Source organism: Streptomyces sp. NPDC056734, assembly GCF_042790455.1.
GTDB lineage: Bacteria > Actinomycetota > Actinomycetes > Streptomycetales > Streptomycetaceae > Streptomyces.
In genome coordinates this window covers 14,568-40,965 of the sequence record NZ_JBHTZD010000042.1, presented here as the reverse complement: position 1 = coordinate 40,965, position 26,398 = coordinate 14,568, and the positions used below count along the sequence as shown (strand labels likewise).

Genomic DNA, 26,398 nt, shown 5'->3' with positions numbered 1-26,398 from the left:
CGATGACCGGGTCCTCGGGGGCCTGGAGGTGCACCGGGACCAGATGGTGCACCTGATGGTGGGCGCCGCCCACCACGACGCCGAACGGCACCCGGACCCCGAGCGGTTCGACCCTCTCCGCAAGCCCGCCCATCTGGCGTTCAGCTCCGGTATCCACTACTGCCTCGGGGCGCCGCTCGCGCGTCTGGAGGCCGAGACCCTGCTCCGCCGACTGGTCACCCGGCTGCCCCGACTGACCCTGGTGCGCCGTCCGACGATGGCGCCGCGCCGCGTGGTGTTCAGGCGGCTGATGAATCTGGACGTCGCACTGGCATGAACTGGACACCAACGCTCACCGCACAACCGGTCGGCATCGACGAGGACGGCCCCGTACTGCGGGTCCGGCTCAACCCGGCCGCCGGGTCGGACGACTCCCTCGGAATCGCCGCGCTCGACGCCCTGACCGCACTGCTCGACGGCCTGCACGAACGCCCGGACATCCGGGTGCTGGTGCTGTCTTCCTCGGGCGAGGACTTCTGTCTCGGCGCCGACCGGCACGAGTACGAGGGCGCCCTCGCCGGTGACCCGAGCGGGGCGGCGCTGCGGCGGATCGCCGACAAGGCGCACCGGCTGTGCCAGGCCCTGGAGAACACCCACGCCGTCACCATCGCCCGGCTGCACGGCAAGGTGATCGGCGCCGGGCTGGCGCTCGCCTCGTACTGCGATCTGCGCGCGGGCGCGGACACCTGCCGGTTCCGGATGCCGGAGGTCGGCATCGGCCTGCCGCCGGCCTGGGGCGGGGCGATGGGCCGGCTGGTCGCGGAGGCGGGCGCGTCCCGTATCCGCGAACTCATGCTGACCTGCGACCCGTTCGACGCGGCCACGGCCGAGCGCCTGGGCCTGCTTCACCGGGTGGTCCCGCTCGACCGCCTGGACGACACGGTGGCCGCCTGGACCAGACCCCTGCTCCGGCGCTCACCGGAGGCCCTGGTCCTCACCAAGCGCATGCTCACCGGCTTCGCCCGCGCGGCCCGCACAGCGGACGTGGGAATGCTCGACGCGCATCTCCTGACGTCGATCCTGGCACCGGGGCGGGGGGTGTCGCAGGCGTAGGCGTAGGACGGGGGAGGCGCCGTCGGGGTGATGCCTGGCGGCGCCTTTGTCTGTTCCGGCCTGCCTCGTCACCGGGGGGGGGACGGGACGCGGCATCGTCCCGTGGGGCCGGCGCACCTTTGGTTCGGGGCCGTCGTCCAGCGCCAGCGCCGTGGATGGCCCATCGAGCTAGCGCTCTTCACTCGCGGCCCGCACCGCGACCTCCTTCAGGGCGGACTCGGCCACCATGCCCGGCGCCTTCAGCTCGGCCCCTACAGCGGCGGCAACAATGAATGCGTCGAGGTCGCCGACAACGCGCCCGCCCTCGTGCCCGTCCGCGACAGCAAGCGGCCCACCGGCCGGGGGATCGTCTTCACCCCCGGCGCGTGGGCCGCCTTCCTCGATCTCATGCGCTGAGCCGCGCGCTACGCGCCACGCCCCGACGTGAAGTCGTTCAGGAGTTCTCGGGCGGCGAGTGTGAACGGATGGTCGAGGCCCAGCGCGCGTTCCCGGCTGGCCACGACCTCTGCCATCAGTTCGGTGCCTGCCTCCAGGTGGCCGCGTGCGACCTGGGTGCGGGCCAGGAGTTGCCGGGCCGCGAGGGCGATCGGGTAGTCGGGGCCGAAACGGCGCCCGTACGCCTCGGTGACCTGCGCTATCTGCTGGGCGGCCTCGTCGTAGCGGCCCAACTGGTGCAGCGCCCAGGCGTGATTGTGGTGGGCGCCCAGGGTGACCGTGTGATCGGGGCCCAGGTGATGGAGGCATTCCGAGGGCAGGGACATGAGCGCGCCCTCGGCCTCGGCCGCTGCCTCCGCGGCGGGCAGCAGGACCAGCAGGCTGGAGCGGGAGCGCAACGTCAAGGGGTGGGCCGGGCCCCATGCCCGGCTCCGGCCGGCGATCGTGGCCCGGAGGAGGGCAACGGCTTCCTCCCGTCGGCCCAGATTTCCCAGCACGAGCTGAAGGCCGTGGGCACTGTCCAGGGTGTCGGGATCGTCCGTCCCGAACAGTCGCTCCTGCGCGGCGCGAACGCGCAGGAGGAGTTGCTCGGCCTCGGCGTACCTGCCCAGGCGGAAGAGCGCGCGGCCCGCCCTGGAGCGGGCGGCCAGGACGAGACGGTGCTCCGGGCCGAGCCGGCGCTCGGCGAGGTCCGCCGCGGCTCGGGCGGTCTCCCAGGCGGACACGTACTCCCCGGTGCGATGCAGGGCCACGGACAGCCGGGTGACCACGGCCAGCGCCTCGGCCAGCGGTTGCGGGTCGTGGACGCGTCGCAGCAGGGCGAGCCCATGGGGCACGAGCAGCCCTGGCAGCGGATCGTGCGGTCCCGCGTCGGGGACGTCGGGGACGGCAACGTCCAGCAAGCGCACCGCGGTGGCGTTGAGAGCCGGCAGCCGTTCTGCCGGGGTCGCCGCCGCGACACTGTCCAGCAGCACTCCATGGCTCTGTGCGCACCGCTCCCCGATGTCGACCAGTTCGGTCAGCGATTGGTCGAGCAGTGCTCGCAGCGCCGTCTCGCAGCGGGCGCGGGGCAGGACACCGTCGATCTCGGCACGGTTGAGCAAGGACAGCGGCAGTGGGTCCGGGGCGAAACGGGACAGCAGTCGCAGCAGTGCGGTCGCTTCGGGCAGGCCGCGAGCCTCGAACGTGTCGAGGGTCAGTTGCCAGGTCAGGGCGACCAGTTGCCGTGGGTCCTCGTCCGAGAGGGCATCTGCCCCCTGATCGATGAGATCCAACCGCTCCTCCTCGTCCAGATGGCGGCCGAAGGACTCCATCGTCCAGGGATCGAGAACCTGTTGGGAAAGGAATCCACCGGCCAGTGTCAGCGCGAGCGGCAGCCGGCCGAGCCGCTCCGCGATCTTCTCCGCCTGTTCCTGTGTGCCGCTGTGCGGGGCGAGGTCGACCAGCACCCGGGCGGCGTCCTCGCGCGGCAGTACGCCGATGTGCTGCAACTCCGCCCCCGGCCACCAGCGGGGAGCGGACCGACGGGACGTCACCACGACCGTGCCGCCCGGACTGGTGCGCAGCCAGCTGCCGTCCCGGAGGATCTCGGGGTGGTCGGCGTTGTCCAGGACCAGGAGCCAGGGCTCGGGTGAGCGGTCCAGGTACTGCCAGACGAGATCGGCCGCGGGGCGGAGGCCGTTGCGGGCGGCGAGCAGTTCGCCGTCATCGGCGCCTCGGTCTGCGGCGACGGCGAGCATGCCGGCGCGCAGGCTCGCGCGGTCGGAGGCGCTGACCCACAGGCCGACCCTGCCGTGTTCGCCGACGGCCTGCTGGAAGAGCGTGTAGGCGAGCGCGGTCTTGCCGCAGCCGCCCATGCCGTACAGCACATAGACCTCGCCGCCGCGCCCCTTGCTCAACCCGGTCCGCAGTCGTTCGAGCACTTCGGAGCGGTCACGCAGCACGGCCGGGGGTCTGCCGACCATCGGGCGGCGCACGGAGTCGGGCCCGGCCGAGGCGCTCGCCTCGTCACCGTAGTGATGGTGTTCGCTGATGTGCTGGTCGCCCGACGCCTGGTAGACCCGGCCGCGGTCCTCGGCGCGACCGTCCATCGCGCCCGTCATCGCTCGGCGATGTGCTGGTCGCGGCCCGCCTGATAGATCCGGGCCTGGCCGGACGCGGTGGCGTGCTGGGTGACGGGCGGGCCGACCGCCCCGATTCCCGGTTCCAGTTCGTCAAGGAGCCTGCGCAGTTGCGTCGCGGCCTCGGGCCGGGCGACGAGCAACCGTCGCAGTCTCCCCTGCCATTCCTGGTGCAGTTCGTCGAGCGCCTGCTGGTCGTCGGCCGCTCCGGCCGCCAAAGCGTCTTCGCGGGTGGCTTCCAACTCGGCGGCGACAGCGTCGGCGCGGTCGGGCTGCGCCCCGCGCCACAGCTGGGTGATCGCCTCCCGGGTCCGGTGCCAGGCGTCGGTCGTCGCCAAGGTGACCAAAGTGACTCCCGCGCTCTGCGCGAGTAAGGCCGACTCTGGGTCCACAGTTCCCCCTGACTGGAATTTACGAATCTTCAGACTATATGCCGACCTATTGAAGCTGTAGTCGTGTACCACACTGACGCCTTGCCGTCGCACGACTACGCATCGTCGCACCCATAAGTAGAATAGAACAACAAGAGATGTGCCCACTCCCGCACAAAATATGTCCACTTATCAACGTGCCCCAGCCCGCACGTCGAGTGCTACGGTAGCGACTCTCCGAGCCGACCTAGGGGGCGGATGGTCATGACCAGGCCGTGGGAAGCTGATCCGGCTACGACATTCAAGCGGCGGCTGGGGAAATCTCCACAGGAATTGGGAAACACGACCGATGATCCCGACTGCCCCGACATCTGGGAGTTGAAGAACGGGGACATCGCCATCGTGGGCCGGGACCTCACCGAATCCCTGGGCGAGAGGCTGCCGCCCGGGGTCTCCATAGGGGCGGACGAACGGCTCGTAGTCATCCCAAGAAACATGCTAATCGCAGCGAAACCGGATATCCCGAATGTTTGATTCCTTCCCGCTTGGCGTTTCAGAACGCATGGATCGTCCCACGTACCACGCAGATTTCCGGCGTGTCTACTTAGGCGGAATTCACCACTTGAAAAAGATCGAACGAGGGCAGAATTTCAAAGAGCGCGGATTCGCCAGTTGGGAAGCGTTCGCGGCCGGTGAATGGGACCGGGCGATCTCCCTCGTCCGGGAGAAACGCGATGTCTACGCGGAGCAGTTCCGTGAGGCGGCGCGGCTGAATATCTTTCAGCGTCGGCTGCGTGTGGTCGAGTTCCCGGTGACCCCGTACGTGCAATGGGAACTGTTCGTCCTGCGGTTGCGGGTGGAACTGGGCGACAACATCAAGGTGCTCGACGCCCGCAAAATCTCGGACATCGAGAGGGACCGCCCGGTACCCGAGGTGGTGATTCTCGGGGACGCCGCCATGTATGAGGTCCTCTACGACGACGACGGAAACGCGATGGGCGCTCATCGCTTCACCGACCAAGCACTGATCAAGGAGACCTCAGCCGGGTTCGACGCGCTGTACGAACGCGCCGACGGCTTCCACGACTTCTTCGACCGGGAGATCGCGCCGCTCGCCCCGCCCTCGACCGTCTCCTGAGACAAGCCCTGCCCTGCCCGCTCGGGATCCGGATCACGCCGTGCGTTTGCGCGGGGTGGTCTTCTTGGTCGGGGTCGGCTTCGGCGTGGATTTCTTGGCGGTGGACTTCGCCGTCGACTTCTTGGCCGTGGACTTTGTGGTGGCGGACTTCGCGGTGGCGGACTTCGCGGTCTTCTTCGCCGCGGACGTGGTCTTCTTCGCGGGTGTTTTCCCGGTCGCCGGTGCTTTCCCCGTCGCGGACGTCGACTTCTTCGCGCTCGTCTCCTTGGGGGCCGCGCGGGGTGTTCTGCGGGCGGGCAGGGTGCGGACCTCGGCCTGCTCGCCGGGCTGCGGCTCCTCGCCCCGGGATTCCTTCGCCGCGCGGACGCTGCTCTCCAGGGCCGCCATGAGGTCCAGGACCTTGCCGCCGGAGGCGGGCTCGGGGAGGGAAGGGGGGGCCTCGCCGGCCACCTTCGCGGCGATGACCTCCTCCACGGCCTCGCGGTACTCGTCGTGCAGGTCGTCCAGGTCGACCTCGCCGAGGGTGGCCATCAGGGCGTCCGCCAGGTCCAGTTCCTTGTCGCGGACCGTGACGGAGGCGTCGGGGGCCACGCCCTGCGGCGCGCGCACCTCGTCGGGCCAGAGCAGGCCGTGCATGGCGATGACGTCGTCCACCACCCGGAGCATCCCCAGCCGCTCCCGGCCGCGTAGCGCGAACTTGGCGATGGCGACCTTGTTGCTGCGCTTGAGCGCCTCGCGCAGGAGGGTGTACGGCTTGGCGGCGGGGGTGCCGCTCGCCGCCAGGTAATAGGCGGTGCCCATCTGGAGCGGGTCGATCCGGTCGGCCGGCACGAAGGCGACGATCTCGATCGTCCTGGCCGTGGGGATGGGCAGCTGTGCCAGGTCCTCGTCCGTGATGGGGATGACCGAGCCGTCCGCGTCCTCGTAACCCTTGCCGATCTCGGCCTGGCTGACCTCGCGGTCCTCCAGGTCGCAGAACTTGCGGTAGCGGATCCGGCCGCCGTCCTCCAGATGGATCTGGCGGAAGGAGATGGAGTGGCTCTCGGTCGCGTTCACCAGCTTGATCGGGATGCTGACCAGGCCGAAGGAGATGGCTCCGTTCCATATGGATCGCACGATCAGCACCTTTCGAGGCCCGGAAAATAGGCGGATATGGTTGATTTCGTGTGATTCTCATCGTATGACGCCTATCACCGAGGTGGCGGGGCGGCGGCTCGCGCTGAGCAATCTGGAGAAGGTGCTCTATCCGGCGACCGGGTTCACCAAGGGCGAGCTGCTGCACTACTACGCGACCATCGCCGACGTGCTGCTGCCGCATCTGCGCGACCGGCCGGTGTCCTTCCTGCGGTATCCCGACGGGCCCGGCGGTCAGGTGTTCTTCACCAAGAATGTGCCGCCGGGTACGCCCGAGTGGGTCACCACCGCCGAGGTGCCGCGCTCCGAGGGGCCGGCCCGGATGGTCCTCGTCCAGGATCTGCCGTCGCTGATCTGGGCGGCCAATCTGGTCACCGAGTTCCATACGCCCCAATGGGTCGTCCAGGCCCCGGAACTCGCCGACCGGCTTGTCCTCGATCTCGATCCGGGGGCGCCCGCGACCGTCGTGGAGTGCTGCGAGGTGGCGCTGTGGCTGCGGGAGCGGTTGGGGGTGGATGGGATCGAGGTGTTCGTGAAGACCTCGGGGGCCAAGGGGCTGCATCTGCTCGCCGCCGTGCGGGGGGCCGGGTCCGGGGAGGTGTCGGAGTATGCGAAAGGGCTTGCCCTGGAGGCGGAGCGGGCCCTGCCCCGGCTGGTCGTGCATCGGATGACGCGGAGTCTGCGGGGCGGGAAGGTGTTCGTCGACTGGAGTCAGAACGCCGCGCGGAAGACGACCGCCACGCCGTACACCCTGCGGGTGCGGGGGGAGGAGATGGTGTCCGCGCCGGTCACCTGGGGGGAGGTGGAGGGGTGTGGGGTGGCGGAGGAGTTGGAGTTTCGGGCGGGGGATGTGGTGGATCGGGTTCGGGAGTTCGGGGATTTGATGGCGGGGCTTCGGGGGGCTGGTGGGGTGGGTTTGCCGTGAGGGGGTGGGGGGAGCGGGTTTCGGCGGGGTGCGGGTGGTCTGTGGTTGCTCGCGCAGTTCCCCGCGCCCCTCAAGTGGGGAGACCGGCCGTCACTGCAACGCCTCAGGGGCGCGGGGTGCTGCGCGACCAGCCACACCGCGGACGGCGGGCTCCCGCCCGCAGACGAAAGGCCGCCCCCCTCACCTCCTCACACCCGCCCCCACACCCTCCGGTCGCGGGCCATCGCGTGGAGGGCCTCCACGTCCGCCGGTTTGAGGACTCCGCCCTGGCGGGACAGGTCGCCCAGGGTCGCGTCCGTCAGGACGCGGACGCCCCGGGGGAGGGCGAGGACGTCCAGCCGGGACGCGCCCACCACCGCCAGCACGGCGTGCACCTCGGCCGTGAGGGCGTAGGACGCGCGGTCGGCGTCCGCTCGGGCCCGGCGCAGCAGTGGCCGGGGCTCGCGCCGCCCCAGCGTCACCATCGCGTCGGCGACCCGCACCCGCTGCTTACGGGCGTACAGGCTATGGACGGCGAACAGTCCCGCCGGGCCGATCGCCAGGTGGTGGACCCGGTCACCGCCGGGCAGCGGCACCGAGTGCAGCGTGTGCCAGCCCGCGCCGTCCAGCCCGTCCAGCGCCTCCCCCACCGTCTGCTCCGCCTCCAGCGCGCGGCGGCGCGGGTCGGCGCGCAGCCGGGGCGGGGCCGGGTCCCGGTCCAGGGCGATGAGCAGGGCCTCGCCGGGGCGGTTGGGCGCGAGGTCGTCGTCGGGGTGCAGGGCGAGCCGGGCCAGGTCGAGCGGGGTCGGCACCGGGGGCGGCCCGACCGCGACCGTGCCGGTCAGGAAGGGACCGAGGGCCTCCAGGACGTCGTCCTCGTGGTCCCCGCTCAGCAGATGGACCCGGGCCGCCTCCCTGTCGTACCAGGCGATGTTCCGGCCGTCCGGGAGACGGACGTAGAGCCGCTCCTGGCCATGGCGCCAGGTCGGTACGACGCGCAGTCCTCTCATGTGCCATCACCCCCCGACCCATGGGAACAGGCGGGGTGCTCCAGGGGCAAGAACCCGGCTACCTTTGAGAGGAGTTGGGTCGACTTGGTGGGGAGGCTCCTGTGCAGAGCCGGGGGAAGGAACGGGACGTACCCGCACCCGAGAACCCGTGGGACGAGATCCTGCCCGGCCTGTGGATGGGCGGGCACGAGTTCCAGGGGCGTTCGGGGCAGCGGCGGTCCGTCGTGGCCCGAGGTGAGTTCGATCTCGTACAGACACTGCTGCGACAACCGGGGCACGGGCCCGATCCCGGGGTCGAGCACCAGGTGTGGCCCATTCCGGACGGGCCGCTGGACGGCACCCAGCTCGCGGGCGTGATCCGGCTGGCGCAGGCCACGGGCGACGCGCTGGACGCGGGGCGTACGGTCCTGGTGCGCTGCTTCCACGGCTACAACCGCTCGGGGCTGGTGGTGGCGCAGGCCCTGATGCACCGGGGGCACTCCGCGGACCAGGCGATCCGGCTGATCCGCGCCCGCCGCTCGCCCTGGGCGCTGCACAACGAGCTGTTCGTGGAGTATCTGCGGACGGGGCTGACGACCGTACGGCTGCTGGAGGAGTTGACCGAGTAGCCGAGTAGTTGGCTGACCGCGTGGCCGGGTAGTCGGGGTGCGGGGCGTCGTCTCGTCCGGGCGGTGCGCAAAAAGGGACTTCCCTGCGAATAGGGTGTACCGGGCATCGAACGCTGCCCAGTCCCCCCCACCCCCGTCGCCCAGGAGTGCCGTGCCCCCGAGCCGTCCGGCGCGTGCCGCCCGTCGTGGTGTCCGGCCCGCCGTCGCCGCCCTCGCCCTGCTGCTGGCGGCGACCGCCTGCGGTGACGCGGGTGAGCTGCGGGCCGCGGGCCCGGCGCCGACCGCCAGCAGCCCGGAGCGGCTGTGGCCGGAGCTGACCCCGGCCACCTCCCCGGCGTACCCGCTGGACGAGGCCGACCGCGAGGTCGTGCGGGGGGTCGTCCCGCCCGGCGACGATCTGCGCGAGGTCGACCCGGCGGCGCTGATCCGCGCGGAGATCGCCGCCCATCCGGAGGACTACACGGCCGTGGGGGCTCAGTACCGGGAGACCGCCGCCCGGATGCCGGACTGCGCGACCGGCGCCGACCGGGCCCGGTGCCCCTTGCTCACGCCCTACTACCGGGACCTCACCGGCGACGGGCGACCCGAGCTGACCCTCGGCTTCCGGTTGCTGCCCGGCGCGCTGACCGCCGTCCGGATCTACACCGTCGAGGATCACCGGGTGGTGCGGGTGATGTCCTGGGACGACGCCTTCAGCTCGGCGGAGCTGGCCGAGCGCGCGCTGATCATGCGGCTGCCGTCGGACGTGCCCGGCTACGACTACCGCTTGCAGTGGACCTGGGACGCCCAGCAGCGGGCGATGCTCCTCACCCACGACGAGATGGTCCGTACGAGGGGTGCCACAGGGGTCACTACGGGGGGCGCCACGGGGGTCACTACGGGTGGCACTACGGGGGACACCACGGATGGCCCTACGGGGGTCAGCCCCACGCCCGCCAGAAGCGCCGCCCCCGGTGCGAGTCCCCGGTGATCCGGCTCCCCCAGTGGGCCGGCACCCTCGGGGCGAAGGCGGCGCTGTTCATCACGGTCATGTGCTGTGCGCTGGCCGCGCTGCTCGGCATCCTCGTGCATGTCTCCGTCACCAACCAGACCGTCGGCCAGGCCCGCGACCTGGCGCTGACCCGGCTGGCCGACTCGACCCGGACGTACGAGGCCGGGGGCACCCCGCTGCCGGGCGCGGCCATCGACCCGGCGGGGCTGCCGGAGCCGCTGCGGGCGCTGGCCGCGTCCGGCCGGCGCGGCACGATGGTCGCCGACCACCGGGGGCAGCCCACGATGTGGGCGGCGGGGCCGGCGCAGGGCGGACGGGCGCTCGCCGTGCGCGTCGACTACGCGCAGCAGGCCCGCACGATCGACGCCCTGGACCGGGCGATCGTCTGGTCCTCGGCGCTGGCGATCGGGGCGACGCTGCTGGTCGGGGCGTTCGCGGTGACCCGGGTGACCCGGCGGCTGCACACGACCGCGCGAGTGGCCCGGCGGATCAGCGCGGGCGACCTGGACGCCCGGGTGAACGACCCCCGGACCAAGGACCCGGCCCGGCCGCAGGACGAGGTGGCCGTGGTCGCCGCCGCGCTGGACTCCATGGCGGGCTCGCTCCAGGGCAAGCTGCTGAGCGAGCAGCGGTTCACCGCCGACGTGGCGCACGAACTGCGCACCCCGCTCACCGGGCTGCACGCGGCGGCCGAGCTGCTGCCTCCGGGACGCCCGACCGAACTGGTGCGCGACCGGGTGCGGGCGCTGCGCACGCTCACCGAGGACCTGCTGGAGATCTCCCGGCTGGACGCCGGGCGCGAGCGGCTCGATCTGACCACCGAGGCGCTGGGCACCGTGGCCGGGCGGGTGGCCAGGGCTGCGGGCGACGGCGCGCGGGTCGAGGTGGTGCGGGACGCGTACGTGGAGACCGACCGGCGGCGGCTGGAGCGGGTGCTGGGCAATCTGGTCGCCAACGCGCACCGGCACGCGCGTCCGCCCGTGGTGCTGACGGTCGACGGCCCGGTGGTGACCGTACGGGACCACGGGGACGGGTATCCGGGGTATCTGGTCGCGCACGGGCCGCAGCGGTTCCGTACCGAGGGCGGGGCTACCGGGCACGGGCTCGGGCTGACCATCGCGCTGGGGCAGTCCGAGGTGCTGGGGGCGCGGCTGGAGTTCGCGAACGCGCCGGACGGCGGCGCGGTGGCCCGGCTGACCCTGCCTCAGAGTCCGCCCCAGAGTCCGCCCCAGAGCGCGCCTCAGAGTCCGCCTCAGAGCCCGCCCGAGAGCCTGCCTCAGAGTCCGCCGGACCGGCGGTGCCCCGATGGGGGAACGTGACGGGCGCCCCGGGGGCACCCCTCCTAGGGTGGACATATGTGGCGATTTGTCACATGCACCCGCTCGTGGAGGTCATCCCATGTCCCTGCGCACTTCCCTCACCCGCCTCGCCATAGCCACCGCCGCCGGGGCGCTCGTCGCCGGCACCGTCGCCGCCGTACCGGCCTTTGCCGACGAGGGGAGCGGGAGCGGGAGCGGCAACAGCTCCAGCCGCTCCGACGAGGGCCGCGACAGCCCGGCCCGTGAAGACAGCCGCCACGAGGAAGGCCGGCACGAGGAAGGCCGGCACGACTCGCGGGGTCACTACCGGGGCCTCGTCACGGCCGACCGGCTGCTGCTGCGCACCGCGCCCAACCGGGGCAGCCGGGTGATCCGTTCGGTGCACCGCGGCCAGATCGTCTCCATCTACTGCAAGACCTCCGGTGAGCGGATCGACGGCAATCGCCTGTGGTACCTGCTGACAGACGGGACCTGGGCATGGGGCTCGGCCCGGTACATCGACAACCTCGGGGCGGCGCCCAGGTGGTGCTAGGCGCGTGAGAGGCCCCGGACAGGCACCGGGCAGGCACCGGACCCTCGCCGGACAGGTACCGGGTGTACGTGGCGCGCGCCACGACCCCGACCCCGGAACGCCAATAAAGCGCCCAATCAACGCCAATTAGGTAAGTTCCGGACATGAGCAAGGCCGGAACCCTCTCCACGGCGGAGCCCTCCGCGCCCGCCGTGCGCCTTCCCCGGCGCCGGGGTGTCGAGCTGGCGCTGATCGTCGTCGCCGTACTGCTGTCGGTGTACGGCTACTGCGCGGTCGGCCTGGCCCGGACCGGTTCCGTGCCGCCCGGCGCCGCGGGATACGGCGCCGGGCTGGGCGCGCTGGCGCTGGTGGCGCATCTCGCGGTGCGGCGCCGGGCGCCGTACGCCGACCCCCTTCCGCTGCCGATCGGCGTGCTGCTCAACGGGCTCGGCCTGGTCCTGATCTACCGGCTGGACCTCGACACCCCGGGCGAGGCCACCGCACCCGCCCAACTGGTGTGGTCGACGCTCGGCGTGGGGTTCTTCATCGTCGTCGTGCTCGCCCTGCGCGACCACCGGGTCCTCCAGCGGTACGCGTACGTCTGTGTCGCCGCCGCCCTCGTGCTGCTGATCCTGCCGATCCTCTTCCCCGCCGTGAACGGGGCCCGGATCTGGATCCGGATCGCCGGGTTCTCCCTCCAGCCCGGCGAGTTCGCCAAGGTGCTCCTCGCCGTCTTCTTCGCGGCCTACCTCGCCGCCAACCGCGCCGCGCTCGCCTATTCCGGGCGGCGGATCTGGCGGTTCGAGCGGCTCCAGCTGCCGACCGGGCGGGTGCTCGGGCCGATCCTCGCGATCTGGCTGCTGAGCGTGGGCGTACTGGTCCTGGAACGGGACCTCGGGACCTCGCTGCTGTTCTTCGGGCTGTTCGTCGTCATGCTGTACGTCGCCACCGGGCGCACCGGCTGGATCGCGGTGGGGCTGGTGCTGGCCGCGCTCGGGGCGGTGGCCGTGGGGCGCCTTGAACCGCATGTCGCCGCCCGGATCCAGGACTGGCTGCACCCCTTCGCGTCCATCGAGGCCGGTCAGGGCCCCAACCAGCTGGCCCAGTCGCTGTTCGCCTTCGCGGCGGGCGGGATGCTGGGCACCGGGCTCGGGCTCGGGCACTCCCCGCTCATCGGCTTCGCCGTCAAATCCGACTTCATCCTGGCCACCGCCGGTGAGGAACTGGGGCTGGCCGGGCTCAGCGCCGTCATCCTGCTGTACGGGCTGCTGGTGGAGCGGGGCTTCCGGGCCGGGCTGGCACTGCGCGACCCCTTCGGACGGCTGCTCGCGGTCGGGCTGTCGTCGCTGATCGCGCTCCAGGTGTTCGTCATCGCGGGCGGGGTGACAGGGCTGATCCCGCTGACCGGCATGGCGATGCCGTTCCTGGCCCAGGGCGGCTCGTCGGTGGTCACCAACTGGGCGATCGTGGCCCTGCTCATCCGGCTCAGCGACTCGGCCCGCCGGCCCGGCGGCGGGGGAGGAGGAGGTGACGCGGGGGGAAGAGGTGACGCGGGGGGTGGGGCCAGCGCCCTGGACCATCGCGCCGGGGCCGGGGCAAGCGCCCTGGGCGGTGGGCCGAGCGGCCTGGGTGGTGGGTCGAGCGGCCCGGACAGTGGAGCATGCGCCCCGGGCGGTGGGGCAAGCGCCCCGGGCCATGGGGCAAGCGCCTCCGGCAGTGGGGCAAGCGCCCCCGGCAGTGGGCCAGGCGCCCCGGATCATCGCCCCCGCGCGGAAAGAAGCGCGCCCGGCAGCAGTCCGCGAGCCTGGGGCAATGGGGCAAGCACCCCGGATCACCACCCCCGCACCAGGAAGAGCGCCCCCGACGCCGGGCCGAGCGGCCCGGTCGATGATCCGAACGCCCCAGATGGCCGACCCAGCACACCGGACCACCACCCCCATGCCCGGACAAGCGCCCCTAAGGGCAAGCCGAGCACCGGGGGCAGTGAGGCAAGCACCCCGGATCACCGCCCCCGCTCCGGAAAGGGCTCCCCCGGCAGCAGGGCGAGCGCCCCGGGCAACGCGGCAAGCGCCCCAGTCGGTGATCCCAGCACCCCGGACAGTAGGCCCAACACCCCGGACCACCACCCCCGCGAGGAAAGAAGCGCCCCCGGCGCCGAGGAAGGCGGCCCTGGCTCCCGGCCGAGCGATCCACCCCACCCGGACCCCGGGCCGGGCGACCCGCCCCACCGAGAGCCCGCGCCGGGCGACCCGCCCCACCCAGCCCCCCAGCTCAGCAGCAACCCGCCCCACCCGAACCCCCAGCCGAACCCCCACCCGAACGACCCACCCCCGAGCGACCCACCCCCTAGCGGCCCGCAAGCCCGCCCCACCACCGACCCCGCCGCCGGATGACCCGGCACGTACGGCACGCCGCCGTCTTCTGTGCTCTGTTGCTGATCGCCCTGCTGGTCAACGCCACCCGCGTCCAGGTCTTCGAGTCCCGCTCCTACGACGACAACCCGGCCAACCGCCGCGCGGTCATCGCCCGTTACGGCCAGCCGCGTGGCGACATCCTGGTCGGCGGCCGGTCCGTCACCGGGTCGGCGGACACCCGGGAGCAGCTCCGCTACGAACGGACCTACGCCCATGGCCCGCTGTACGCCCCGGTCACCGGCTTCGCCTCCCAGGAGTACGGCACCAGCCTGCTGGAACACTCCGAGGACCCGGTGCTCTCCGGCACCGACCCGATGCTGTCGCCGTTCCCCCTGTGGGACGACCTCGCCCGCAGCCAGAGCCCCGGCGGTGACGTCGTGACCACGATCAACGAGGCCGCGCAACGGGCGGCGTACCAGGGGCTGGGCGCCCGCAAAGGCGCCGTCGCGGCGGTGGAGCCCGCCACCGGGCGGATCCTGGCGCTGGTGTCGACCCCCTCGTACGACCCCGCCGTGCTCTCCGGCAACGGGCCGGACGTGACACGGGCCTGGGAGCGGCTGAACGGCGACCGGGAGAAGCCGATGCTCAACCGGGCGGTACGGCAGACGTACCCGCCGGGGTCGACGTTCAAGGTGGTCACCGCGGCGGCGGCGCTGGACGCGGGCGTGATCGAGGACCTGGACGCACCGACCGACTCCCCCGCCCCCTACACCCTGCCCGGCACCACCACGACCCTGGACAACGAGTCGAAGGGCTGCGCGGACGCCTCGCTGCGGGAGGCGTTCCGGTGGTCCTGCAACACGGTGTTCGCCAAGCTCGGCGTCGACACGGGCGTGCGCGACATGACGGCCACGGCTCAGGCGTTCGGGTTCAACGACACCGGCGTGAAGATCCCGTACCCGGCCGCCCGGAGCACCTTCGACACCACCGTGGACCGGGCACAGCTCGCGCTGTCCTCCATCGGGCAGTACAACACCCGCGCCACCCCACTCCAGATGGCGATGGTGTCGGCGGCGGTCGCCAACAACGGTCAGCTGCGCACCCCGTACCTGGTGGAGCGCACGACCACGAAGGACGGCGACACCCTCGGCACGGCGGGCCCGCGCCCGGCCCGCCAGGCCATGCACCCGATGACCTCCGTGCGCATGCGCGAGCTGATGCGGGACGTGGTCGAGAAGGGCACCGGCACCAACGCCGCGATCCGGGGCGCGATCGTCGGCGGCAAGACCGGCACCGCCCAGCACGGCGTGGACAACACCGGCACCCCGTACGCCTGGTTCGTCTCCTGGGCCCAGCGCGAGGGCGAGTACGAGCCGAAGGTGGCCGTCGCGGTGGTGGTCGAGGACGCGGCGGCCGACCGGGGCCACATCAGCGGCAACGGCGTGGCGGCGCCGATCGCACGGGCGGTGATGAAAGCGGTGCTCGGGCGCTGACACGGGGGGGTACCGGACACGGGGGGGGTACCGGACACGGGGGGGTACCGGACGCGGGCCGGCCGACCTACCGTTCGGGCATGACCGCGCACACCACCTCCCACCAGCTCGCCCAGGTCAACATCGCCCGCCCCAGGGCCCCGCTGGACTCCCCGCGCCTGAAGGGCTTCGTCGACGCCCTCGACGAGGTCAACGCCGACGCCGACACCGCCGACGGTTTCGTCTGGCGGTTGCAGAGCGACACCGGCAACGCCACCGATGTGGCCGTCTTCGGGGATGAGTGGCTGATCGTCAACATGTCGGTGTGGCGGGACCCGGACGCCCTGACCGCGTACATGTACCAGGGCCGGCACCGGGAGATGCTGGCCAGGCGGCGGGAGTGGTTCGAGCGGCTCCAGGAGGCGGTGACGGCCCTGTGGTGGGTGCCCGCCGGCCACCGCCCCACGGTCGCGGAGGCGGAGGCCCGGCTGCTGCGGCTGCGGACCGACGGCCCGACGCCGTACGCCTTCACCCTGCGGACGTCCTTCCCGCCGCCCGGGCGGACGGAGGATGTGGCGCCGGGCGGACGGAGGGTGTGACGGGCGCCGGTCAGCCGATCGGCTGACGCATCTCCTCGCGGATCTGGAGCGCCGACCTGGCAGCCGCCTCCAGATCGATGTCCTGCGGGTCCATGGCGATCAGTTCGGGCGTCACCTCGGCGATCGAGGCGCCGGTGTTGCCGTCGACCCAGCCGCAGGTGGGGATGGACATCTCGGTGCCCATGGAGGACTGGCTGAGCACCTCGCAGGTGACCGTGACCCCGGAGTCGTCCGGCGTGAAGTCCTGCGGCGGTACGGCGACCGTCATGCCCTCGGCCTCGGCCGCGCCGGTCATCATGTTGTCGCGGGCCTCGTCCGTGTTCTGGAACCGCCCGTACATGCCGGACACGACGAGCGTGCCCTGGTTCTGGTCGCCGCCCAGGTTGTAGGTGGCGACGACGGCCGTGGTGTCCTTGGCGTCCCAGGCGCCGTCGGCCTCGTCCTCGATGGCCTGGCCCTCGGTGTCGGACAGGTCCTCGGCCAGCTGGTACTCGTCCGCGAGCAGCGTCTCCGGCACGGTCAGCCGGTACTCGGCGGCCGGGAAGCTGTCCTCGACCTCCTTGCCGATCAGCGCGAGCCCGACCACGACGGCCACGACGACCGCCACGGCCCCGCCGACGATGCCCAGCACCAGCCCGGTCCGCTTCTTCCTGGGCGGCGGAGCCATGGGCGGGGCGCCCCAGGGCTGGGGTGCCCCGTAGGGAGAGCCGGGCTGGGGCTGCCCGTAGGGGGCGCCGGGCGGCGGCGGAGCACCGAAGGCGCCCTGGGGCGCCTGCGGGTACTGGGACTGCTGGGGCGGCTGTGGCTGCTGGGACTGCTGGGGCGGCTGACCGTAGGGCCCGGCCTGGGCGGGCGGCTGCGGGTAGGCACCCGGCGGCGGGCCCTGGCCGTACGGCTCCTGGGGCGGTTGCCCGTAGGGGTTCTGCGGTGGCTGCTCGCCGTACGGGTTCTGCGGAGGCTGCGGTGGTATGGACACATCGGAAAGGTACTGCACAGGATTGACGGTCCGGCACCCGCTTCCGGCGGACCCGTCGCTTCCGCACACACCTCCCCACACCCGAAGGCTCACCCCGTCTCCATGCCATCCCCCATCTCCATTCCATCCCCCGCCTCCATGGCACCCCCAGCTGCGATGGCATCCCCCGCTTCGATGGCACCTCCGACCTCGATCGCGTCCGCCACCTCCGCCACCCGCGCCCGCTCCTCGGCGGCGAACCGTTCCGTGTCCAGCCGTTCGGCGATCTCCTCGTCCTGGTTCATCAGCGCGTCGAGATCGGAGTCACCCAGCTCCAGGACGCCCATGTCGACGTACGCCTGCTGGAGCCGGGGCCCCCAGAGCCCGATGTCCTTGACGCAGGGGACGATCCGGGCGAAGAGCAGCTTGCGGAACAGGGCGAGGGACGCGGACCGCTCGCTGAGCGCGGCGGCCTCGGCCTTCGGGATGCCGAAGTTCTCCAGCACCTCGACCCCGCGCAGCCGGTCCCGCATCAAGTAGCAGCCCTCGATGACGAACTCCTCCCGCTCACGCAACTCGGCGTCGCTGAGCTGCCGGTAGTGGTCGCGCAGCGCCATCCGCCCGAAGGCGACATGCCGGGCCTCGTCCTGCATGACATAGGCGAGGATCTGCTGGGGCAGGGGCTTGTCCGTGGTGTCGCGGATCATGCCGAAGGCAGCGAGGGCGAGTCCCTCGATCAGCACCTGCATACCGAGGTAGGGCATGTCCCAGCGGCTGTCGCGCAGGGTGTCGCCGAGCAGGGTCTGGAGATTGTCGTTGACGGGGTGGACGAGCCCGATCTTCTCGTGCAGGAACCGCCCGTAGATCTCGGCGTGCCGGGCCTCGTCCATCACCTGGGTCGCGGAGAAGAACTTGGCGTCCAGATCGGGCGCGGACTGCACGATCCGCGCCGCGCACACCATCGCCCCCTGTTCCCCGTGCAGGAACTGGCTGAACTGCCAGGAGGCGAAGTGCTGCCGCAGCTCCCCGCGTTCGCGCTCGCTCATCCTGCGCCAGTACGACGTCCCGTACACGGGCATGGCCTCATCGGGTGTCCCGAGCGGATCGAGGGGGTCGACCTCGATCCCCCAGTCGATCCGCTTCTGCCCGTCCCACTGCTTGTCCTTGCCCTTCTGGTACAGGGCGAGCAGCCGCTCCCGGCCGTCGTCGTACTCCCAGCTGAACCGGGCCGCATCACCGGCCGGAACCTGCCACAGCGGGTCACCCGGATCACTGGCATACAGATCGAACGTCGACATACCCCGCAGGCTCACACGCCCCCCACCAGGGCAACAAGCACCCCCCGTCGACAACCCCCGACAAGTGACCAACCCAACGCAAGCACTGTGACGACACCGGCCCTGCGGGCCATTGACGCCCCTGATGGGGTGGGCGAGGACGCGGGCCCAGGGCAACCCCCTAAGGGGCGCGGGGAACTGCGCGAGCAACCACATACCACCCGCACCCACCCCCCACACCCCAGCCACCCTCTACCTCCCCTCCACCCCCTGAGCGGTCAGCTCCCGCTCACCCGAGCCACCCCCGACATCCACACCCTTCTCCACCCGCCGCCGCCCCCCGGGCCACCACATCCCCCGCCCGAACAGCACCGCGAGCGCCGGCACCAGCACCAGAGACAGCACCATCGCCGACAGCAGAATCCCCAGCGCGGTGGAGAACCCGACCTCCTGGGTCGCGGGATCGGCGACCAGGCTCCCGAAGGACCCGGCGAGCACCAGCCCCGCCGTGGTGATCGCGGGCGCGGTGTGCCGTACCGCCCGCGCCACAGCCACCCGTACCGGCACCCGCTTCGCCATCTCCTCCCGCATCCGGTCGCTGATCAGGATGTTGTAGTCCGTGCCGAGCGCGACCACGAACAGGAACAGCACCAGCGGCAGGGTGAAGGTCACCCCCGCCCGGTCCAGCCCGTGCTGGAAGAGCAGCGTCGCCGAACCGAGCGTCGCCGCGAAGCCCAGCCCGACCGAGACCAGCAGCACCACCGGCGCCACCAGCGAGCGCAGCAGCAGAAGCAGGATCAGGGCGATGAGGGCCGCCGCGATGGGGAAGACGAGCCGCAGATCCTTGTCGACGGCGTCGGAGATGTCCGCGTAGACGGCCGCCGTACCGGTGATGTGCGCCTGCGTCCCCTCCGGTTCATGCTCGGCGAGAGCGCCCCGCACGGGCCCGGAGATGAGGTCCCGCGCCTCGGACGTATCGGAGCCGACCTCCAGGACCACGCCGATCCGGGCCGCCGTACCGTCCTGGTCGTACTGCGCGGGCGTGACCTGGCCGACCCCCTCGGTCCGGGCGAGGGCGTCCGCGAGCGAGGTCACCGCGTTCTGGTCGAGGGCGGTGTCGCCGTCGACGTAGACGGTGTGCGGGTCGGTCGCGCCGGCCGGCATCACGCGGGCGATCTCCTCGGACACCTTGACCGCGTCCGTGCGGGCCTCCTCGGGCAGGTCGTAGCTCATCCGGACGCCCATCGCGCCCGCCGAGAGCGCGCCGAGCAGCGCCAGACTGGCGATCACGTACCGGACGGGCTTGTGGGCGACGGAGAGGCCGACCCGGGCCGCGAGCCCGCCCTCCCGCTCTTTGCGCCAGGCCTTCGACGGCCAGAACATGCCCCGTCCGGCGACCGCCAGCAGCGCGGGCATCAGGGTCAGGCTGGCCAGCAGCATCACCAGGACCGAGACGGCGATGGAGGGGCCCAGCACCTTGAACTGACCGAAGCTGGCGACGCCGAGCGTGGCGAACGCGGCGACGATGGTCAGCCCGGCCGAGGCGATGGCCCCGCCGACCTTCGCGGCGGTCGCGGCGGCGGCCTCACGGGCGTTCTGCCCGGGATGGGTACGCAGCTGCTCCCGGAAGCGGAAGAGCAGAAAGAGGAAGTAGTCGATCCCGATGCCGAGCAGTACGACATTGATCAGCGACGGTACGGAGGCGTCCAGCGGGATGTCGAACAGCACCGCCGCTCCGGCCACCGCGCCCATCGCGACCCCGCCGATCAGCGAGCAGGCGATCAGCGGGAGCAGCGCGGCGAGCGGGCTGCGGAAGACGAGGACGTTGAGGAGGACGATCAGGCCCATGGTGAGCCCGGCGATCAGCATCTCGCGCTGCTCCCCGGCGTCGCCCGTGTCGACGGTGGAGGCGATCCCGCCGGTGAACCCGGCGCGCAGTCCGGCGGCCGAGAACTCGTCCTCGGCCAGGTCGCGGAAGTCGCGGTAGACGTCCTGGAGGCCGGGGTCGTTCATGTTGCCGGTCAGGGAGAGGGACAGCAGCTGGAAGGCGCCGTCGGGGGCGGCCGGGCCCGGGGTGAGAGCGGGCCGCTGGGAGTGGTCCTCCATCAGCGGCATCTCCGGCTCGGGCGCGGTGATGCGCCGCTCGGCCAGCTCGGCGGTGATCGCGCCGATCCGCTCCCGGTCGGCCCCGGTCAGTCCGGCGCCGTCGGCGCGGGCGACGAGCACGGTGGCGGCGTTGGCGTCCGGCTTCTCGCCGAACTCGTCCTCGGCGATCCGCAGGGCGGCGGCGGAGTCGTACCCCTTCGGGAGGAAGTCCCCGGGCTGGGAGTCGGTGGCTTTGTACATCAGCGACTGGCCGAGGAGGGTCAGGGCGATGCCGAGCACCGCCCAGACGGCGATGGTCAGCCAGCGCCGGCGCGTGGCGAACGAGGTCAGACGGCGAATCATGTCTTCTGCGGCCTCTTCCGGAGACGGGGATCGGGTACGTCTCCAGCCCATCAACCCGGGCCGCACCGGACATCGTGCACGGGACGGAACGGCCCCCCGGACCCCGGTCATGCCCCGCCCGTACCCAGGACCGGGGTACTGGTCCGGGATCCCCCGGGGTGGGGAGGGCCCGGGGCCGGGGTCGTGGTCGGATGATGGAGTCACTGGTCCTGGCCCGGAGACCCCGGAGACCCGGAGACCCGGAGACCAGCCACCAGGCCAGATGCGCCCGCCCACACAGAAGACCCGCCCACACAAAAGACATAGAAGATACAAAAGACACGGAGACACCCGGATGAACCGCGACGCAGCCGCCGCCACGGGTGACACGGGCGACAGGGGCGACAGGGGCGACGCCGCCGACCCGGCGGACCCCGGGCCCGTCGCCCGCGCCCGGCACTGGTACACCGCGCACGCCGCCCGGCGCGGCCTGGTCTCCCCGGCCCTGTCCTGGCTGCGCAACGACGTCCTGATCCTGTTCGTCACCGCGCTGGAGCTGCTGGACTACCTCGCCTCCGGCCACGGCAGGGGCGAGGTGACCTGGGCCGGGATCGCCGTCGTCGCGCTCTCCCCGCAACTGCTGCTCGCCCGCCGCGACCATCCCGTACGGACGCTGGTGGCGCTGCTCGCCGTACAGACCGCCACCGCGCTGTTCGTGCCGCTGACCCACGGCATGAGCCTCGCCGTCCTTCTCGCCCTGTACGGGGTCGCCCGTACGGCCGGCCGGTCCACCCTGGCCTGGTGCTTCGCCCTCGCGGTGGGTTCCAGCGCGGTGCGCTCGGCGGCGGCGGACGACCCGCTGATGTCGATCGTGTCCGACGTCCTCGGCATGGCCCTGGTCGCCCTCGTCGCCCTGTGGGTACGGCAGTGGCGGCGGCAGACCGAGCTGACCCGGCGGCTGCTGGCGGAGAACGCGGTGGCGGCGGAGCGGCGCCGGATCGCCCGTGAGCTGCACGACGTCGTGGCGCACCACATCACCACCATGTTTCTGATGTCGGGCGGCGCCCGCAGCGTGCTGGACCATGACCCGGCCGCGTCCCGGGACGCCCTGGTCACCCTGGAGGCGTCCGCGCGCGAGGCGCTCGGTGAGATGCGCACCCTGCTGGGTGTGCTGCGCAGCGACGACGCCCCGGAGGCGCCGAGCGAGCCGCAGCCCGGCGTCGCCGACATCGAGCGGCTGGTGGAGACCGTGACGGCCGGCGGGCTGCCGGTGAAGCTCCAGGTCACCGGCGCCCCACCCCCCGTACCCGTCCCGGCGACCATGGGCCTGACCCTCTACCGGGTCGTGCAGGAGGCGCTGACCAACACCCGCAAGCACGCGGGCGGCACGGGCGCCACGGTCCTGCTGGAGTACCGGCCCGACGACGTCACGGTGTCGGTCACCGATGACGGGCGCCCGCCCGGCCGGACGCCCGGCCGCCGGGCGTCGTCGCTGGCAGGGGGCGGGTATGGTCTGCTGGGAATGCGGGAACGCGTCGCGGTGCACGGGGGCTCCATGGAGGCGGGCCCGCGCGCGGAGGGCGGGTTCCTGGTGACGGCGACGCTCCCGCTGCCGCCACCGTGACGCCGATCCACGCCATCGAGCCGCCGAGGATGACCGCCCGAGTGACGACGACCCCGCCCGTACCGCCGCCGTCCGGCGCGGCACCGCTCACGGTCCTGATCGCCGACGACCAGCCGCTGGTCCGCACCGGCCTCGCCCTGATCCTGCGGGCCGCGCCCGGCATCGAGGTGGTCGGCGAGGCCGGGAACGGCGAGGAGGCCATCGAGGCGGCCCGCCGGCTGCGCCCCACCGTCGTCCTCATGGACATCCGGATGCCGGTCCTGGACGGCGTCAGCGCGACACAGCGCCTGGTCGCCGAGTTGCCGGACACCCGGGTCCTCGCCCTGAGCACGTTCGACATGGACGAGTACGTGATCCGCGCCCTGCGCGCGGGCGCCTCCGGCTTCCTCCCGAAGGACGTCTCCCCCGAGGAACTGGCCGCCGCCCTGCACACGGTCCGCGCGGGCGAGGCCGTGGTCGCCCCCCGCCTGCTGACCCGCCTGATCGCCACCTTCGTGGCCGCCCCGCCCCTGCCGACGGACCTGACCGACCTGACCTCGCGAGAGACGGAGATCCTGCGCCTGATCGCGTCGGGCCTGGACAACACGGAGATCGCGACGACCCTGGGCATCGGCGTCCAGACCGTGAAGAACCATGTCACCAGCGTCTTCGCCAAGCTGGAGGTACGGGACCGGGCACAGGCGGTGGTCGTGGCGTACGAGTCGGGCCTGGTGCGCGCGAGAAACGGAACGTCGTAGTCGCGGGCGCGGCGGCGGAGGCCCGTCGGGGCGCGGGGATGTGTCGATGTGCGGCTCCGCCGCGCGTGGGCGCGACCAGCCACAACGCGCCCCGTACCCCGTACCCCGGAGAAACAGCCGCCGGTGGCGGAGCTGCGGGACTGGCTGGTGGAACAGTTCGTGGCGATGCTGACGGTGACGGCGGCCCGCGACCCACAGACCGCGACCCTGCTCGCGGCGCCGGCCGCCGGGGATGGGCGCTGGCCGCCGGGATGACTGACCCGGACCGGGGACCGGGCTGACGTGGGCCGGGGACCGGGGCTGGCACAGGCGGGGACCGGGCTGACACCGGCCGGGGACCGGGGCTGACACCGGCCGGGGATGACTGACCCAGGCCGGGGATGACCGGCCGTCGGCGCGGGACACTGGTCCCGTGAAGAGCGAAGACACCCCTTTCGAGGGCGGCCCCCTGGACGGCCGGGTGCTGCCGGTGCTGCTCGGCATGACCGGGCACCCCCCGAAGACGTACCGCGTCCCGGTCCCCGGCCCGGACGGCGGTGAGCCGACCGTGCTGGTGTATCTGCGGGTGCCGCGCTCCCCCAGCGGCCGGGTCGGCCTGCGGGACCGCTGGAAGTACGTCCACGCGCCGGAGGGCAGGCCGACAGGCCGACGGAACTGGCCATGGACCCGGCCGGGCACGCACGGGTGACCCCGTTACGCCATCCCGCCGACGCTCGGCGCGCGCCCCGCGCCGGGCGGCCCCATCCTCGCGGTGCGGGGCGGAGATTCCTCCCCGCGCCGGAGGTGATGACGTGTCAGGAAGGCTTCTGCGACTGGCCTGTACGCTCTGCGCGCTCTGCTCGGTCGCCCTGGCCGGTCCCCCGGCGGTGGCCGCGCCCCCGGGGGAGCCGCCGCAGGACCCCACCATCGCCTCCCTCCTGACAGATCTTCAGCGGCTGTACCGGGAGGCCGGGAAGGCGACCGAGACCTACAACGCCACCGAGGAGACGCTGAAGAAGCAGCGCGCCGAGGTACGCCGGCTGGACACCGAACTGGCCCGCGCCCGGACGTCCCTGCACGACAGCCGGGGCGCGGCCGGCCGGCTGGCCCGCCAGCAGTACCAGGCCAGCACGGACATCTCCCCGTACGTCCGGCTGCTGCTGGCCCGCGATCCGCAGCACGCGCTGGACCAGGGCCATGTGATCGGCCAGATGGCGCGTGAGCGGGCGAAGACGGTGGACCGTCTGGAGGGCGGCGAACGCAAGGCCGACGTCCTCGCCCGCAAGGCCCGCGCGGCCCTGGACCGCCGGCTGACCCTCGCCGAGCAGCAGAAGAAGGCACGCGACGAGGTCCGGACCCACCTGGACGGCGTGGAGAAGCTCCTCGCCTCACTCACCGCCGAACAGATCCGGCAGCTCGCCGAGGCCGAGGCCGCCAACGTCGCCAAGGCCCAGGACACGTTCATGGCGTCGGGCGCCCTGAGCAGCACGGCGGGCAACCCGACCGAGGCGGGCGACCGGGCGCTGCGCTACGCGGTGGGGCAACTGGGGAAACCGTACGAGTGGGGTGCCGAGGGCCCCGACGCGTACGACTGCTCGGGCCTGACGTCCCAGGCATGGGCGGACGCCGGCACCCCGATCCCGCGCACCAGCCAGGAGCAGTGGGCCCAGCTGGAACATGTCCCGCTGGACCGCCTGCGCCCCGGCGACCTGGTGATCTATTTCCCCGAGGCCACCCACGTAGCCCTCTACCTGGGCGAAGGCAAGGTGATCCAGGCCCCCCGCCCCGACACGGACATCAAGGTCTCCCCCATCGCGGCCAACCCCATCCTGGGCGCGGTACGCCCAGACCCAAGGTCCACCCCCATGCCGACGTACACCCCACCGGTCCTGCCGGAAGGGGCGGAGGAGGGCTCAGATGAGGGTTACGCATCCCCGCAGTCCCCTACAGACACGGGGGACGGCCAACCCCTTTAGGGGCGCGGGGAACTGCGCGAGCAACCACCCACGACCTGCACCCGCCGCCCCACCACACCCCCACGGCGCCTGGGCGACCAATCAGCCAGCCAGCGACGACAGATACGCCGAACCCTTCTCAGCCTCATAGAAGAAGTTCTCAAAGTCCGAAGGATCATCAAACCCATTGGCGAACCGATCAGCCACAGGCTGAACCTCCCCCGCAGCCCCGATCAAGTTCAGCACATGCTCAGCCGGCGGAGCCAACATCGCGTTGGTCCACTTGGTGACATGCCGAGCAGCATCCCAGTACCGATCGAACGTGCCCCGCATCCAGTCCTCGTCGAACTCCCCCTCCCCCCGCTCCAGGATCGACGCGAGATACACGGCCGCGCACTTGGCCGCGGAGTTGGACCCCTGCCCGGTGATCGGGTCATTGGCGACGACGACATCGGCGACCCCGAGGACCAGGCCACCGCCCGGCAGCCGCCCGACGGGATGGCGGACGGTGGGCGCGTACCGTCCGGACAGCGTGCCCCCGGCGTCGGTGAGTTCGACCTTGGTGGCCCGCGCGTACTCCCACGGCGTGAACTTCTCCATCAGCTCCAGCGTGAGGGAGAGATGCTCGGCGGGGTCCTTGACACCGTTGAAGACGTCCAGCGGGCCGCCGGGGATGCCCTCCCAGAAGAGGATGTCGGCCCGCCCGGACGCGGTGAACGTGGGCATGACGAAGAGTTCGCCGACGCCGGGGACCAGATTGCAGCGGACCGCGTCGAACACCGGGTGCTCCGGGCGCGGGCCCAGACCGTGGACGTACGAGACGGCCAGCGCCCGCTGCGGCTCGGCGTACGGGGAGCGGGAGGCGTCCCGGCCGAACATCTGGACCAGCTCACCCTTGCCGGCCGACACCAGCACCAGGTCGTACGTACGGGCGAAGTAGTCGAGGTCTCCGACCGCCGCGCCGTGGATGACGAGCTGGCCGCCGCGCTGGACGAAGATGTCCATCCAGCCGGCCATCTTGACCCGCTGGTCGACGGACTGGGCGTAGCCGTCGAGGCGGCCGACCCAGTCGATGATCCGCTGGGTGGGGCCGGGGTCGTGCGAGCCGGGGGCGGCGACGGAGACACCGAGGCCCTCGATGCGCGGGGCCTGGGACTCCCAGAAGTTCAGCTCAAGATCGCGCTCGTGCTGGAGCGCCGTATGAAACATGCACTGCGTCGACATGACCCGGCCGGACCGGATCTCGTCCGCGGTCCGGTTGGACATCAATGTCACCTCGTACCCGTGGGACTGGAGGCCGAGGGCGAGCTGGAGGCCGGACTGTCCGGCTCCGACGACGAGTATCTTCCGCATACGGCTGCTGGCTCCCTGGGTCGGGCCTATGGG

At 72.1% G+C, this 26,398-nt stretch carries 25 protein-coding genes and 1 pseudogene; 18 read left to right on the top strand and 8 right to left on the bottom strand.

The annotated features are described in order from the left end of the window. The 3 genes from ACFRFC_RS37045 to ACFRFC_RS37035 all read left to right on the top strand — a co-directional run. Positions 1 to 316, top strand: a 316-nt coding sequence (locus tag ACFRFC_RS37045) for a cytochrome P450 (RefSeq protein ID WP_383112694.1), incomplete at its 5' end; no start/stop codon positions are given. After that, on the top strand, positions 313 to 1,092 hold the full coding sequence (locus ACFRFC_RS37040; protein WP_382691685.1) for an enoyl-CoA hydratase/isomerase family protein: 780 nt from the start codon (positions 313 to 315) through the stop codon (positions 1,090 to 1,092). The genes ACFRFC_RS37045 and ACFRFC_RS37040, both read left to right, overlap by 4 nt. Before the next feature lie 102 nt (positions 1,093 to 1,194). Then, positions 1,195 to 1,488 carry a DUF397 domain-containing protein gene (locus ACFRFC_RS37035; RefSeq protein ID WP_382691687.1) on the top strand — a complete coding sequence of 98 codons (294 nt, stop codon included), beginning with the start codon at positions 1,195 to 1,197 and terminating at the stop codon, positions 1,486 to 1,488. 8 nt (positions 1,489 to 1,496) lie between these two features. Here the strand turns inward: ACFRFC_RS37035 and ACFRFC_RS37030 are convergent, their stop codons facing one another. Together ACFRFC_RS37030 and ACFRFC_RS37025 are read right to left on the bottom strand one after the other, a co-directional pair. Continuing rightward, positions 1,497 to 3,629, bottom strand: a complete 2,133-nt coding sequence (locus tag ACFRFC_RS37030) for a tetratricopeptide repeat protein (RefSeq protein WP_382691689.1) — start codon at positions 3,627 to 3,629, stop codon at positions 1,497 to 1,499. Further along, positions 3,626 to 4,039 carry a hypothetical protein gene (locus tag ACFRFC_RS37025; protein WP_382691691.1) on the bottom strand — a complete coding sequence of 138 codons (414 nt, stop codon included), beginning with the start codon at positions 4,037 to 4,039 and terminating at the stop codon, positions 3,626 to 3,628. Before ACFRFC_RS37025 ends, ACFRFC_RS37030 begins: the two co-directional genes overlap by 4 nt. A 243-nt stretch (positions 4,040 to 4,282) precedes the next feature. Here ACFRFC_RS37025 and ACFRFC_RS37020 point away from each other — a divergent pair, with 243 nt between their 5' ends. Together ACFRFC_RS37020 and ACFRFC_RS37015 are read left to right on the top strand one after the other, a co-directional pair. Beyond that, positions 4,283 to 4,552 carry a hypothetical protein gene (locus tag ACFRFC_RS37020; RefSeq protein ID WP_382691693.1) on the top strand — a complete coding sequence of 90 codons (270 nt, stop codon included), beginning with the start codon at positions 4,283 to 4,285 and terminating at the stop codon, positions 4,550 to 4,552. Further along, positions 4,545 to 5,156, top strand: a complete 612-nt coding sequence (locus tag ACFRFC_RS37015; protein WP_382691694.1) for a DUF6879 family protein — start codon at positions 4,545 to 4,547, stop codon at positions 5,154 to 5,156. The genes ACFRFC_RS37020 and ACFRFC_RS37015 overlap by 8 nt, the downstream gene beginning before the upstream one ends. A 33-nt stretch (positions 5,157 to 5,189) precedes the next feature. Here the strand turns inward: ACFRFC_RS37015 and ACFRFC_RS37010 are convergent, their stop codons facing one another. Next, positions 5,190 to 6,272, bottom strand: a complete 1,083-nt coding sequence (locus tag ACFRFC_RS37010; protein ID WP_382691695.1) for a Ku protein — start codon at positions 6,270 to 6,272, stop codon at positions 5,190 to 5,192. A 64-nt stretch (positions 6,273 to 6,336) separates the two neighbouring features. Here ACFRFC_RS37010 and ligD point away from each other — a divergent pair, with 64 nt between their 5' ends. Next, on the top strand, positions 6,337 to 7,215 hold the full coding sequence (gene ligD / locus ACFRFC_RS37005) for a non-homologous end-joining DNA ligase (RefSeq protein WP_382691696.1): 879 nt from the start codon (positions 6,337 to 6,339) through the stop codon (positions 7,213 to 7,215). Between the two features lie 188 nt (positions 7,216 to 7,403). Here ligD and ACFRFC_RS37000 read toward each other — a convergent pair whose 3' ends face one another. Beyond that, positions 7,404 to 8,204, bottom strand: a complete 801-nt coding sequence (locus tag ACFRFC_RS37000) for a nuclease-related domain-containing protein (RefSeq protein WP_382691697.1) — start codon at positions 8,202 to 8,204, stop codon at positions 7,404 to 7,406. Between the two features lie 176 nt (positions 8,205 to 8,380). On the opposite strand from ACFRFC_RS37000, the gene ACFRFC_RS36995 reads away from it, so the two are divergent. The 7 genes and pseudogenes from ACFRFC_RS36995 to ACFRFC_RS36965 all read left to right on the top strand — a co-directional run bounded on the left by ACFRFC_RS36995 (position 8,381) and on the right by ACFRFC_RS36965 (position 16,058). Continuing rightward, positions 8,381 to 8,812 carry a dual specificity protein phosphatase family protein gene (locus ACFRFC_RS36995; protein ID WP_382691732.1) on the top strand — a complete coding sequence of 144 codons (432 nt, stop codon included), beginning with the start codon at positions 8,381 to 8,383 and terminating at the stop codon, positions 8,810 to 8,812. 151 nt (positions 8,813 to 8,963) lie between these two features. Beyond that, a complete protein-coding gene (locus ACFRFC_RS36990) occupies positions 8,964 to 9,782 on the top strand; it encodes a hypothetical protein (RefSeq protein ID WP_382691698.1) in 819 nt (272 codons plus the stop codon). 59 nt (positions 9,783 to 9,841) lie between these two features. Then, positions 9,842 to 11,122, top strand: a complete 1,281-nt coding sequence (locus ACFRFC_RS36985; RefSeq protein ID WP_382691733.1) for an ATP-binding protein — start codon at positions 9,842 to 9,844, stop codon at positions 11,120 to 11,122. Positions 11,123 to 11,201: 79 nt separating this feature from the next. Further along, the gene (locus ACFRFC_RS36980; protein ID WP_382691699.1) at positions 11,202 to 11,654 is read left to right on the top strand and encodes an SH3 domain-containing protein; all 453 of its coding nucleotides are present in this window, start codon (positions 11,202 to 11,204) and stop codon (positions 11,652 to 11,654) included. A 143-nt stretch (positions 11,655 to 11,797) separates the two neighbouring features. After that, positions 11,798 to 13,150 (top strand): annotated as a pseudogene (locus ACFRFC_RS36975) (FtsW/RodA/SpoVE family cell cycle protein); the annotation flags it as partial. A gap of 872 nt (positions 13,151 to 14,022) precedes the next feature. Next, positions 14,023 to 15,480: a penicillin-binding transpeptidase domain-containing protein gene (locus ACFRFC_RS36970; protein WP_382691700.1), complete on the top strand. Its 1,458-nt coding sequence runs from the start codon at positions 14,023 to 14,025 to the stop codon at positions 15,478 to 15,480. A gap of 80 nt (positions 15,481 to 15,560) precedes the next feature. Then, on the top strand, positions 15,561 to 16,058 hold the full coding sequence (locus ACFRFC_RS36965; protein WP_382691701.1) for a DUF3291 domain-containing protein: 498 nt from the start codon (positions 15,561 to 15,563) through the stop codon (positions 16,056 to 16,058). 10 nt (positions 16,059 to 16,068) lie between these two features. Here ACFRFC_RS36965 and ACFRFC_RS36960 read toward each other — a convergent pair whose 3' ends face one another. From ACFRFC_RS36960 to ACFRFC_RS36950, 3 genes are all read right to left on the bottom strand, one after another. Next, a complete protein-coding gene (locus ACFRFC_RS36960; protein WP_382691702.1) occupies positions 16,069 to 17,034 on the bottom strand; it encodes a hypothetical protein in 966 nt (321 codons plus the stop codon). 89 nt (positions 17,035 to 17,123) lie between these two features. After that, positions 17,124 to 18,311: a ferritin-like domain-containing protein gene (locus tag ACFRFC_RS36955; protein WP_382691703.1), complete on the bottom strand. Its 1,188-nt coding sequence runs from the start codon at positions 18,309 to 18,311 to the stop codon at positions 17,124 to 17,126. A 231-nt stretch (positions 18,312 to 18,542) separates the two neighbouring features. After that, positions 18,543 to 20,738, bottom strand: coding sequence for an MMPL family transporter (locus ACFRFC_RS36950; protein ID WP_382691704.1), 2,196 nt, complete (start codon positions 20,736 to 20,738; stop codon positions 18,543 to 18,545). A gap of 334 nt (positions 20,739 to 21,072) precedes the next feature. On the opposite strand from ACFRFC_RS36950, the gene ACFRFC_RS36945 reads away from it, so the two are divergent. The 5 genes from ACFRFC_RS36945 to ACFRFC_RS36925 all read left to right on the top strand — a co-directional run bounded on the left by ACFRFC_RS36945 (position 21,073) and on the right by ACFRFC_RS36925 (position 25,033). Further along, the gene (locus ACFRFC_RS36945; RefSeq protein WP_382691705.1) at positions 21,073 to 22,341 is read left to right on the top strand and encodes a sensor histidine kinase; all 1,269 of its coding nucleotides are present in this window, start codon (positions 21,073 to 21,075) and stop codon (positions 22,339 to 22,341) included. 29 nt (positions 22,342 to 22,370) lie between these two features. Continuing rightward, positions 22,371 to 23,078 (top strand): response regulator, encoded by a 708-nt coding sequence (locus ACFRFC_RS36940; protein WP_382691706.1) that lies wholly within the window; start codon positions 22,371 to 22,373, stop codon positions 23,076 to 23,078. Positions 23,079 to 23,201: 123 nt separating this feature from the next. After that, entirely contained in the window at positions 23,202 to 23,333 is a 132-nt protein-coding gene (locus tag ACFRFC_RS36935; protein WP_382691736.1) for a hypothetical protein, read from the top strand. Between the two features lie 157 nt (positions 23,334 to 23,490). Next, entirely contained in the window at positions 23,491 to 23,766 is a 276-nt protein-coding gene (locus ACFRFC_RS36930) for a hypothetical protein (RefSeq protein WP_382691707.1), read from the top strand. A gap of 103 nt (positions 23,767 to 23,869) precedes the next feature. Then, the gene (locus ACFRFC_RS36925) at positions 23,870 to 25,033 is read left to right on the top strand and encodes an NlpC/P60 family protein (protein ID WP_382691708.1); all 1,164 of its coding nucleotides are present in this window, start codon (positions 23,870 to 23,872) and stop codon (positions 25,031 to 25,033) included. 81 nt (positions 25,034 to 25,114) lie between these two features. On the opposite strand, the gene ACFRFC_RS36920 is transcribed toward ACFRFC_RS36925, so the two are convergent. After that, a complete protein-coding gene (locus ACFRFC_RS36920; RefSeq protein ID WP_382691709.1) occupies positions 25,115 to 26,365 on the bottom strand; it encodes a styrene monooxygenase/indole monooxygenase family protein in 1,251 nt (416 codons plus the stop codon). Between the last annotated feature and the right edge of the window lie 33 nt (positions 26,366 to 26,398).